Here is a 12,130-nt window from a genome sequence, read left to right on the forward strand (position 1 = left end):
GCTATATTTTTTTTAATGCTGCGCTCTTTATTGTTTAAGTTACCCCGCTACGGCTGTTTTCTCCTGCTTTTTGTTTCGCTTTGGTCCTGCAGTGTTTACCGGCAGAATATCATGTTCCGCACCGATGGCGACGTGAATATTGAAAAAATGCGGGCCTCGCTTGCCACCGCCGAAAAGAATTACGTGATCCAGCCCAACGATTACCTGGATGTGCGGGTTTATACCAACCGCGGCGAACGCATTCTCGATCCTAACGGCGAGATCCTGCGCAGCCTTTCTGGCGGCATGATCCAGAACCAGATAGAAGAACGGCCCCGTTTCCTGGTGCAAAGCAACGGTATTGTAAAATTGCCGATGGTAGATTACGTAAAAGTAAGCGGCCTCACCTTGCTGGAAGCTGACAGCCTTTTGCAGGTAATGTTCACCAAGTTCTACAAAGATGTTTACGTAATTACAAAAGTGCTGAACAACCGCATTATTGTATTAGGGGCACCGGGCGGCAAGGTAATTCCCATGACTAACGACAACATGAACCTGATCGAAGTGCTGGCGGCCGCAGGCGGGGTAGATAAGAACGGTAAAGTTCATAATATCAGGCTCATCCGCGGCGATCTGCAAAACCCGAGCGTGCAGGTGATAAACCTGGCTACCATAGAAGGCATGCGCAAAGCGGCTTTAAATGTAGAACCAAACGATATTGTGTACGTAGAGCCCGTGCGCCGCGTATTCTTGGAGGCGCTCGCCGATTATCTGCCGGTTTTCAGCGCTGTAACCGGAGTACTTACCACCTACATCGTTATCAAAGATCTGATCGAAAACTAAGCTCTTATAATAAGAACGGACAGATTTTTTCGTTATTCTCCGGGCTTTGCCCGATTCAATTTGAAAATTAATGGCATCTACCCATACCACTGAGCTGGACGAACTCGAAAATAAACCTGTAATGCTGGAATCTGATGAAGATGCCGATGGCTCTGATTTTGATCTGGAGACGCTTATTCTGGTTACCCGCAAAAGTCTGGTCTGGCTCTTATTACTGATCATGCTGGGCTTGGGCGGCGCTTTTCTGGTAATCCGGTATACGCCTAAGCTTTACATGTCCACCTCGCTGCTCAAGATCGACGAACAATCGGAAGCCGGGGCGCTGGGACTGAATACCTTGCCGGGAGCAGATAACCGGGCCAATATTAACAAGCTTTCCGGCGAAATTGAATTGCTGAAATCGAACCTGATCTACGAGCGGCTGCGCGAAGAACTGGATTTGGACGTAAATTATTACGTACGAGGCAAAGTTTTAAGTCAGGAACTATATAAGTCTTCACCCTTCGATGTGATCTTTAAAGTAAAGAACGAAGCCCTTTACGATCAGGAAATTGACATTGATGTACTGAACGATAAGCGTTTCCGGTTATCGTATGCGCAAGGGGAAGAAACGATAAGTAATGAATACAGTTTCGGTGAGATCATCAGTAACAACGATTTTGACCTGAAGATCCTGAAAACTGCCTCTTTTGACCCAAATGCAACCGGCCAAGATTATTTCTTTAAAATAAACAGCGTAGGCAGCGTTTTAAATTACCTAAGCAGCAATCTTTCTGCGCTTATCGTAAATCCGGATGCCCGTACCATCAGCATTTCGTTTCAGGATCATAACCCTTTAAAAGCGAAAGATATTGTTAATAAAGTAGACAGCGTTTACCTGGACCTGAAACGGGAAACCAAGAACCAGTCGAACGAGCAGACCATTTCCTTTTTGCGCGACCAGCTGGATGAAACCAAAACCCAGCTGCAGAACGCAGAAGCCAATCTGGAAGCCTTTGCCAAACGTAACAAATCTTACGACATTAAAGCCGATGTTGCCGCTTCGCGCGCCAAGATCGAGAACATGATGAAGGAAAAGGAAGATCTGAGGCTTAAAATTGCCCTGCTCGATGATGTTTCCGCACTTTTGGCCCGCAACACGCATGTAGACCAGATCGTGCCGACCTTAGGTACTCTGGGCGATCCGCAGCTAAGCGAGAAAATTGCTGAATTAGGCAAGTTGCAGTCGCGGCTGGAGTTGAATTTAGCTTCCTATCAGCGTACCACGTTTGCCGTAACCTCGCTCGAAACGCAAATTCAGAAACTGAAGAAAGATATCCGGGAGTTACTGGTGCGGAGCCGCGAGCTGCTGCAAAACCAGATCGTAGCCATCAATGCCAATTCCGGAACAGTTGAATCTGAATTGCTGAGCATGCCGCAGAAGGAAACCGAAGCGATCCGCTTAAAACGTTTCTTCGATCTGTACGAAAAATTCTACCTACTTTTGATGGAGAAACAGGTTGAATTCGGTATTGCCAAAGCCGGTACCACACCCGATTTTCAGATCCTTTCTCCGGCCAATTTGCCAGGCGCACCTATTTCGCCTAATAAATTAATGGTTTACGCCATTGGTATTGCTTCAGGCTTGTTTTTAGGTCTGGGTTTAATTGCGGCCCGTTATTTTCTGCATAATACCGTCACCAATATCCGGGAAATGGAGCGGATCGCAAAAGCCCCGGTATTAGGTGTAATTCCAAAATACGAAAAAGAAAAACTAGCCGTTTCGAAGCTGGTGGTAGACAAAAATCCTAAATCGGCGATCAGTGAAGCTATTCGTTCTATCCGAACCAACCTCGAATTTATTAGTTCTTCCAGAAATAAACGTCTGATCTCGGTAACTTCTACCATAAGCGGGGAAGGGAAAACGTTTGTGGCGGTAAACTTAGGCGGTATTATTGCGCTCTCGGATCAGAAAGTAATTATTCTGGATCTGGATATGCGCAAACCGAAGGTAAACCTGGCTTTTGAAGGCGAAAACACCAAGGGGATCAGTACCATTCTCATCGAAAAGCATAGCGTTCAGGAATGTATTCAGCCTTCTTCTATTGCAAACCTGCACTATATTCCGGCCGGGCCAACACCGCCCAATCCTTCGGAACTGATCTTAACGCCCAAATTTGATAAAATGCTGGAAGAGTTGCACCAGATCTACGACGTGATCATAATTGATACGCCGCCGGTTGGTCTGGTCACCGATGCTATGCTGATCATGCGCAAAGCCGATATTCCAATCTACATTGTGCGGGCCGATTATTCGAAAAAGGCTTTCCTGAAAAATATCAACAAACTCACCCGTTCGCACGGGATAACCAAACTGACTACCATTCTGAACGATGCCCGCAGCTCCGGTTTATATGGCTATGGCTATGGTTATGGTTATGGTTATGGTTACGGCTATGGTTATGGGCAGGGGTATTATGAAGAAGTAGAAGAAAGATCGCTGCTGCAGCGCATCAAAGAACGTCTTTCTTAAGTTAAGGCTGAAATGAGATCGTTTTTCCGGAAGTTATTGGGAAGTAGCAAGGCCGCTGAAGCACTGATGGCTAACCTTGCAGATCTGAAAGCAGATATGCATTCTCATATTTTGCCGGGGCTGGACGATGGGGCCGAAACGCTGGAAAAATCCCTGGGGCTGGTAGAGAAAATGGTAGGCTTAGGCTATCAGAAACTCATCATGACGCCGCATATCATGGGAGATTTTTACAAGAACACGCCGGAGGGAATTCGGGAAAAACTGGAACTGCTGCAAAAAGCCGTGCAGGAAAAAGGCTGGCAAATTCAACTTGATTTTGCGGCTGAATATTACCTGGACGAATGGTTTATCCGCAAGCTGGAGAACAACGAAAAACTGCTGACCTTCGGTGATAATTACCTGCTCTTCGAAACCTCTTATATAAACGAACCCAGTTTTCTGAAAGATGCCGTTTTTCAGATCCAGTCGGCCGGATATAAACCCGTGCTGGCCCATCCGGAACGCTACACATACCTATACGGAAAATTCAGCGACCTGGAAAAACTACGCGAAGCCGGCGTGCTGTTGCAGCTCAACCTGAATTCGCTGGGCGGCTATTATTCGGAAGGGGCAAAACGCGTGGCCGAAAAACTGGTTGACGGCAAGCTGGTAGATTTTGCCGGTACCGATGTGCATAGCCAGAAACACCTCCAGTTTTTGCAAAAAGCCGTAGCTTCCAAACATTTTGGCAAACTGATGGCGTTGCCTTTACGCAATTCCCAACTTTAATTTCCTGTGCAATGGTAGTGGTAACGGGTGCAACCGGCTTGATCGGCAGTTTTTTGGTAGATGCTTTGCTGCAGCAGGGCTATGAAGTGCGGGCGATTAGCCGCAGGAGTTTTTCGGGCCAGAACCATAGCGTTTTAACCTGGCTGCAAGGCGATCTGCTGGACCCGGTTTTTCTGGCCGAAGCTTTTGAAGGCGCTACCCACGTTTTTCATTGTGCCGGCCTGGTTTCGTATGCCCCGCAGGATAAAGAACTGTTGCAGCAAACCAATGTGGAAGGAACGGCCAACGTAGTAAATACCTGCCTGGCGCTCGGAAATATAAAACTCTGTTACGTAAGCTCTATTGCAGCCGTAGAAAACGAAAAAAATAAACCCGTAGCCGACGAAGAGGCCAAATGGGATCTGAATGCGGAACACAGCGGCTACGCCGAATCGAAATACAATGCGGAGCTGGAAGTATGGCGCGGCATTTCGGAGGGGCTTTCGGCGGTAATCGTGAACCCTTCTATTGTGCTCGGACCCGGAAACTGGCACGAAAGCAGCACGCAGTTATTCCGGTATGTGTTTGAAGAAAAACCCTTTTATACTGCCGGAACCGCCAATTTTGTAGATGTACGCGATGTAGTGGAAATGATGTTGCAACTGGCTTTTTCGGAAGTGGAAGGGGAGCGTTTTATTCTGAATGGCGGGCAGCTTACATATGAGGACTTTTTTCAAATGGTAGCTGGTTGTTTCGGGAAAAAAGCGCCGGGCGTAAAAGTTGCCGCCGGCCTGGCTAACATTTTATGGCGCCTGGAACATGTGCGGAGCCTGCTTACCGGAAAACGCCCCTTAATAACCCGCGATACAGCCCGCATTGCCGGCCGCACGCACACATATAGCAGTAATAAAGTAAAAAAAGTGTTAACTTGCCAATTCCGCCCTTTACCGGAAACCATTGCCTGGAGTTGCGCGGGGTTGCAGGAAAAACTGGTGCAGAAAACAGGCTAAACTTTTTACCCCGGCCAAGTGTATTGGAAGGAAGGAACCGGTACCAACCGGAGGAACGAACGAGTGAAGATGAACGAAGAATTTGAGGATAGAGAGGAAGCGTTGGAGATAATCAGAAAATTTGAAGACATGCTGGCCAATAATAGTAGTGTGTTTTTTGATTTAGCCGATTTTGAATTTATAATCGACCATTATACTACCAGCTTTAACTATACCAAAGCCATACAGGCCTGCAATACGGCCCTGAATCAATACCCATTCTCTACAGAATTGCTGATCGATAAATCGCAGATCCTGGCTATGGCCGGCGATTTTACCGAAGCCCTGGAGATCATAAAAAAACTGGAACTTTCGGAGCCTGAAAACGCCGACGTTTTGATGACGCACGGCATTATTTATACCCAGCAGGGCGAATTCAGCGAGGCGATAGATTACCTGAAGCGGGCTGCTATTCTGGCAGAAAACCGGGACGATATTCTTTTCAACATCGGGCTTACTTACCAAAGCTGGGGCAAATTCAATTCGGCCATTAAGTACTATAAAAAGTGCCTGGAAATTAATACCGAAAATGAGATTGCCCTGCAGGAACTGCTTTATTGCCTGGAAGTTACTGGAGGATTGGAAGAAAGCATTTCGTTTTTTCAGCAATTTGTAGACAACGATCCGTATTCGGCGCTGGCCTGGTTTAACCTGGGTATGCTGCATTTCAAGCTGGCCAATTTCGAAAAAGCCGTTTCCGCCTTCGATTATGCCACCATTATAAAAAACGATTTTGCGATTGCCTACGTGAACCTGGCCAATGCTTATGTGTGCCTGGGCGAATTTGCAAAATCGGTAGATGCCTTTCATCAGGCGCTGGAGCACGAAGAACCAAGCGCGGATATTTACTGCAACATTGGTGAATGCTACGAAAAAATGGGGCAGTGGGATCTTTCGCGGCGGTATTACCAGAAAGCCATCGATCTGAATCCGGAAATGGATGAAGCCTGGTTTGGCATTGGGGTAATTCTGAATGCGCAGGAAAAATGGTTCGAAGCGGTGCATTTCTTCCGCAAAGCGGCGCAGATCTACGATGAGAACCCGGAATACTGGCTGGCTTTAGGCGCGGCCGAATACAACGTGGGAAACATTGTTTCCAGTTTAGAGAGTTACGAAAAAGCCAGCATCCTGAGCCCGGGCAACCGGGAGGTGTGGCTGAACTGGAGCATTATTCTGCACGAACAGGGAAATTATGAAGAGGCGATCGATACGATTAAAAACGCCATTGAGCTGAATCCGGACGATGCCGAGCTGCATTACCGGCTTTGTGCTTACATGCTGGCCGCAGGAAAATACCGCGAAGCATACAATTATCTGGAAAATGCATTAATTTTGGACTTCGATAAGCACAAACTGCTTTTTGAGTATTTCCCGGAACTGGAATCGCAAAGAGCCCTGTCCCGCATTATAGATCAATACCGTAAGTAAATTACATGAATTATTTTTTGAAAGACCTGCCGGAACGCGATCCGAAGCCACGAGAAAAAGGCTATACCATGGCCATGGATAAGGGTCTGAGCGTTCGCGAAGTAGAAGATTTTATTGAAGTTGCCGGCAATTATGTAGATATCGTAAAGCTGGGGTGGGCAACTTCTTATGTGGTACCCAATCTGCAGAAAAAACTCGACGCTTATAAAGCAGCCGGAATTCCGGTTTATTTTGGCGGCACGTTATTCGAAGCGTTTATTGTGCGCAACCAGTTTGAAGATTACCGCCGCGTGCTCGATAAATATAAAATGGAATACGCCGAGGTTTCGGATGGTTCTATTGAGATGGAGCACGGCCAGAAGCTGGATTATATCCGCACCTTATCTGAGCAGGTAACCGTACTTTCGGAGGTAGGTTCTAAAGATGCCGAAAAGATCATTCCGCCTTATAAGTGGATCAAGCTGATGCTCGACGAACTGGAAGCCGGAAGCTGGAAAGTGATCGGGGAGGCCCGCGAAGCCGGTAACGTTGGTTTGTTCCGCAGCACCGGCGAAGTTCGCAGCGGTCTGGTAGAAGAGATCTTAACCAAAGTACCTTTCGAAAAAATTCTGTGGGAAGCCCCGCAGAAATCGCAGCAGGTGTTCTTTATCAAATTGCTGGGTGCTAACGTGAACCTGGGTAATATTGCGCCGAGCGAAGTGGTGCCTTTAGAAACGATCCGTTTAGGTTTACGTGGCGATACCTTTAGCCATTTCCTGAACCAGGGCAAAGACGTTGCCCCGAAATTTAACGGCGTAACCCAGAAATTAGACTAAAGCATTCAATTATCTCCGGAAAATTCCATGGAAATTATCAAGTACCTGATCGATTTTATTCTGCACTTAGATGTGCATTTAACGGAGATCATTACCAATTACGGCGTTTGGGCATATGCCATCCTGTTTTTAATAATTTTTGTGGAAACCGGCCTGGTGATTATGCCATTCCTGCCCGGCGATTCGTTGCTGTTTGCCGCTGGTGCATTTGCCGCTCCGCAGATCATTAACGGGCAGCAGGTGGATGGACCTTTTAATGTTTTTTACCTGATCGGTTTGCTTTTTATTGCGGCTTTTCTGGGCGATACGCTTAATTACGCGATCGGAAACTGGTTTGGGCCAAAGGTGTTTCAAAAAGATTACCGTTTTCTGAAGCGCGAATATTTAGAAAAAACCGAAATGTTCTACCACAAGCACGGCGGTAAAACGATTATTTTCGCGCGCTTTATTCCCATTATCCGCACGTTTGCGCCCTTTATTGCCGGCGTTGGCACCATGCGTTACGCAAAATTTCTGCTTTACAACATTGTAGGCGGGTTTATCTGGGTAGCCGGTTTTGTAATTGCCGGTTATTTGTTCGGCAACATTCCGGCCGTGAAAAAGAATTTTACGCTGGTAATTTTTGCCATTATCATCTTATCCGTTTTACCGCCGCTTTACGAAGTTGCCAAGCATAAATTTGCCCGCAAAAAAGTGAATGCGTAAATAAAAGGTCAGGATTAAAACGCTATAGTTTTATAACGAAAAAGTAAGAAGTAAAAGGCGGGATCTGGTTCCGCCTTTTTATTTTTGTAGCAGTTGCAGCAACGTTAAAAGAAGTCTTATGCGCAGATTCGGGTTGATTGGTTATCCTTTGGGACATTCGTTTTCCGGGAAATATTTCACCGCAAAGTTTCTGTGCGAAGGCATTACAGATGCCGGGTATGAGCTTTTCGAGCTTCCGGACATTGCTGATTTTCCTGCTTTTTTAAGGCAAAATCCTGGGCTGAAAGGGTTGAACGTAACCATTCCGCATAAGCAAACTATTTTGCCGTTTCTGAATGAAATTGATCCGGTAGCAGCAAAAATTGGGGCCATAAATACGGTTAAAATTACGAACGGAAAATGCACCGGCTTCAATACCGATTATATTGGTTTCCGCGATTCGCTCCAAAACTTTCTCCAGGAATTAACGGCTGTAAAAGCGTTGATCTTAGGAACCGGCGGGGCTTCCAAAGCAGTGCAGGCAGCGCTTCAGGAGTTGCATATTCCTTTTAAAATCGTTTCCCGAAATCCTGAAAACGGTCAGTTAAGTTATGCTGAGCTTGGTCCGGAAATTATGGAAACGCATCAGCTCATCATCAATACCACGCCGCTGGGTACTTTCCCGAATACTGAAACCTGTCCCGAAATTCCTTACCAAAACCTGACCGCAAAGCATTATCTCTATGACCTGGTTTATAATCCGGAAGAAACGCTGTTTATGAAAAACGCTATGGAAAAGGGCGCTAAAACTAAGAACGGCTACGAAATGCTGGTGCTGCAGGCCGAAGCCGCCTGGCAGATCTGGAACAGCTGATGCGTTGACATGTTGGCTTTGAGCAGGTTTTTTGCGTACACGGGTTATGAAATTGCTGCAAAAACTTCGCGAAAAAGCCCGCCACCTGAATACCGAAATTTACGCGCTGTATTTAGCCTACAAGCATCCGGAAGTTTCGTGGGTAGCCAAAATCATCATTGCCATTACCATTGGTTACGCCCTCAGCCCCATAGATCTGATCCCGGATTTTGTGCCGGTTTTCGGTTTTTTAGACGATTTGCTGATCGTTCCGGCCGGCATTGCACTTTCCGTTCGCCTTATTCCGGTTTCGGTTTTGCAGGAATGCCGCGCCAAAGCGCAGGAGCTTTTTCACAGCAACAAACCAAAACTGCGCTACGCCTGGATGATCGTATTTTTTACCTGGCTCCTGGTAGCCGCAGTTGCCGTTATGCTTTTCTATAAATTCTTCCACGAACCCAAACCTTCCGAAAGTCTGTAACTTTCAGGGCGATTCATTCCTGGCTGTCTGAATTGGATTTGTCCGATTATTGGATTTTGGGATCCTTAAGAGATGTCATTTTTGTTCCATTTCATTTTTATGAAATCAATCCTTCAGAAAAGCAACCGTGAAAAAAGTAGGTATACATCCAATACTCCATGAATCGGACGAATCCGAATTCAGACAAAAACGGTAGCCTTTCAGGGCAAAAAAGTATGTGTTAGCAAACTATTAGCGCTGCCGGAATGTTATCATTTGTCTATCTTTACCAGATTAAATCAGCCTGAATGGATTTTAAATTAACATCTGAATTTCAACCGACCGGCGACCAGCCCAAAGCCATTGCGCAGTTAACGGAAGGCGTTTTGAACGGCGAACCCAGCCAGACTTTACTCGGTGCCACCGGTACCGGTAAAACTTTTACCGTAGCCAACGTCATTAAAAATACCGGCAAACCTACGCTCGTGCTTTGCCACAATAAAACCCTGGCCGCGCAGCTTTACGGCGAATTTAAATCTTTCTTTCCCGAGAATGCCGTAGAATATTTTATTTCCTATTACGATTATTACCAGCCCGAAGCCTACATTGCCTCTTCCGATGTTTTCATTGAAAAGGATCTGGCCATAAACGAAGAGATCGAAAAGCTGCGTTTGCATTGCACTTCAGCCTTGCTTTCGGGCCGGCGCGACATTATTGTGGTGGCTTCGGTTTCGTGCATTTACGGTATTGGCAACCCCGAAGAATTTGGCAAGAATGTGATCTTTATTTCGGCCGGGCAGCGCGCCAGCCGCAACAACCTGCTTTATTCTTTTGTGCAGATCCTTTATAGCCGCACCGAAGCCGAATTTACGCGCGGAACTTTCAGAGTGAAAGGCGATACGGTAGATATTTACCCGGCCTACGCCGATTTCGCGTACCGCATTTATTTCTTCGGCGATGAAATTGAAGCCATCCAGCGGATCGACCCGTCCAGCGGGAAAAAGATTGGCGATGAAAGCAGCATTGCGCTCTACCCGGCAAACCTGTTCGTAACCGGCAAGGATACCTTGCAGCAGGCCATTAAAGAAATTCAGTTCGATATGGTGGCCCAGCACGAATATTTCGAGAAAGAAGGCCGTGCTGTGGAAGCCAAACGCATAAAAGAACGCACCGAATTTGACCTGGAAATGATCCGCGAACTGGGTTATTGCTCCGGTATCGAGAACTATTCGCGTTACTTCGATCGGAGGCAGCCCGGCGGCCGGCCGTTCTGTTTGCTCGATTATTTTCCTTCCGATTATTTAATGGTGATCGACGAAAGCCACGCTACTATTCCGCAGGTGCGGGCCATGTGGGGCGGCGACCGGGCGCGTAAAACCCAGCTGGTAGAATACGGTTTCCGTTTGCCTTCCGCCATGGATAACCGCCCGCTGACCTTCAACGAATTCGAAAGCATGCACCGGCAAACCATTTACGTTTCCGCCACGCCTTCCGATTATGAATTGCAGCGTTCGGCCGGGGTGGTGGTGGAGCAGATCATTCGCCCGACGGGTTTACTGGATCCGGAAATTGAAATTCGCCCAAGCACTAACCAGATCGACGATTTGCTGGATGAAATTGACGAACGCATTAAGATGGGCGACCGGGTTCTGGTAACTACGCTTACCAAACGCATGGCCGAAGAGCTTTCTAAATATCTGGAAAAACTGCACATAAAAGTAAAATACATTCACTCCGAAATTAAATCTTTGGAACGGGTGGAAATCCTGCGCGAATTGCGCCTTGGAACAATCGATGTGCTGATCGGGGTAAACTTATTGCGTGAAGGTCTGGACTTGCCGGAAGTTTCGTTTGTGGCCATCCTGGACGCCGACAAAGAAGGTTTCCTGCGCGATCAGCGTTCTTTGATCCAGACTGTGGGCCGGGCAGCGCGTAACGAACGCGGCAAAGTAATTATGTATGCCGACCGCATGACGGGTTCCATGCAACGCACCATCGACGAAACGAACCGCCGCCGCATGGTTCAGATGGCCTACAACGAAGAACACGGCATTACGCCAACCACAGTATTAAAATCGAAGGAAGAGATCTTTGAGCAAACCTCCATTGCCGATGCTAAAAAGCCGGAAGTGAAAATGTATGCCGGTCCGGAAGAAGTTTCGCTGGCGGCAGAGCCGGTTATTGCGATCATGAAACGCGATGAGCTGGAAAAACTGATCCGCAAAACCGAAAAACAAATGGAAGCCGCCGCTAAAGAACTCGACTTCCTGCAAGCCGCCAAATACCGCGATGAATTAGCCGAACTGCGCCGGATTCTGAAAACGAAACGCGACTAATTGAATTGCTGATTGTTAAATGGCTTAATTGTTATAATTAAAAACCCGGAACAGACTTGATTCTTTTCCGGGTTTTTTGCTTTAAAAGCATAGCGTTTTGCGACTTCTGAGGCTTCTGGCACAAGTGTTAAGCGTCAGCGTCACTTGAGCCTCACCATCTCAGAAAGTCTTCAGACTTTCATGAATAAAAAGTTGAGTTTTGGAGAAAACGGCTAATAATGCTGCAAGTCTGATGTCTTCCCGGAAACAACGGGTTTAAATCTGCCTGGAAAGATGGAAGTATACCCGAAGTCTGAAGATTTTTTGAAGTTGCTATGACCCACGTGACGCTGACGCTTAACACTTGCGTCAGTAAACTCGCCCCGTAAAATTTTTACAGTTTTTCAGACTTTTTACGGCCGAAACCATAGCGTTTTCTAAAGCG

The 12,130-nt window shown here is 46.8% G+C and carries 10 protein-coding genes; all 10 read left to right on the top strand.

Going from position 1 to position 12,130, the window contains the following annotated elements; all coding sequences use genetic code 11:
• Positions 1–111 precede the first annotated feature (111 nt).
• Positions 112–822 (top strand): polysaccharide biosynthesis/export family protein, encoded by a 711-nt coding sequence (locus I5M27_RS01130; RefSeq protein ID WP_234462335.1) that lies wholly within the window; start codon positions 112–114, stop codon positions 820–822.
• Between the two features lie 70 nt (positions 823–892).
• Complete coding sequence (locus I5M27_RS01135) at positions 893–3,334, top strand: GumC family protein (RefSeq protein ID WP_200504193.1); 2,442 nt, start codon at positions 893–895, stop codon at positions 3,332–3,334.
• Between the two features lie 66 nt (positions 3,335–3,400).
• Positions 3,401–4,102 (top strand): tyrosine-protein phosphatase, encoded by a 702-nt coding sequence (locus I5M27_RS01140; protein WP_200504194.1) that lies wholly within the window; start codon positions 3,401–3,403, stop codon positions 4,100–4,102.
• Between the two features lie 11 nt (positions 4,103–4,113).
• Entirely contained in the window at positions 4,114–5,091 is a 978-nt protein-coding gene (locus I5M27_RS01145) for an NAD-dependent epimerase/dehydratase family protein (protein ID WP_200504195.1), read from the top strand.
• Between the two features lie 69 nt (positions 5,092–5,160).
• Complete coding sequence (locus I5M27_RS01150) at positions 5,161–6,558, top strand: tetratricopeptide repeat protein (RefSeq protein WP_200504196.1); 1,398 nt, start codon at positions 5,161–5,163, stop codon at positions 6,556–6,558.
• A gap of 5 nt (positions 6,559–6,563) precedes the next feature.
• Positions 6,564–7,373 carry a phosphosulfolactate synthase gene (locus I5M27_RS01155; protein ID WP_200504197.1) on the top strand — a complete coding sequence of 270 codons (810 nt, stop codon included), beginning with the start codon at positions 6,564–6,566 and terminating at the stop codon, positions 7,371–7,373.
• Between the two features lie 27 nt (positions 7,374–7,400).
• Entirely contained in the window at positions 7,401–8,078 is a 678-nt protein-coding gene (locus I5M27_RS01160; protein ID WP_200504198.1) for a DedA family protein, read from the top strand.
• Positions 8,079–8,196: 118 nt separating this feature from the next.
• A complete protein-coding gene (locus tag I5M27_RS01165) occupies positions 8,197–8,931 on the top strand; it encodes a shikimate dehydrogenase family protein (protein WP_200504199.1) in 735 nt (244 codons plus the stop codon).
• Between the two features lie 46 nt (positions 8,932–8,977).
• Positions 8,978–9,391 carry a YkvA family protein gene (locus I5M27_RS01170; RefSeq protein ID WP_200504200.1) on the top strand — a complete coding sequence of 138 codons (414 nt, stop codon included), beginning with the start codon at positions 8,978–8,980 and terminating at the stop codon, positions 9,389–9,391.
• A 287-nt stretch (positions 9,392–9,678) separates the two neighbouring features.
• Positions 9,679–11,706, top strand: a complete 2,028-nt coding sequence (gene uvrB, locus I5M27_RS01175) for an excinuclease ABC subunit UvrB (RefSeq protein WP_200504201.1) — start codon at positions 9,679–9,681, stop codon at positions 11,704–11,706.
• Positions 11,707–12,130 lie beyond the last annotated feature (424 nt).

Source organism: Adhaeribacter terrigena (assembly GCF_016623615.1).
Taxonomy (GTDB): domain Bacteria; phylum Bacteroidota; class Bacteroidia; order Cytophagales; family Hymenobacteraceae; genus Adhaeribacter_A; species Adhaeribacter_A terrigena.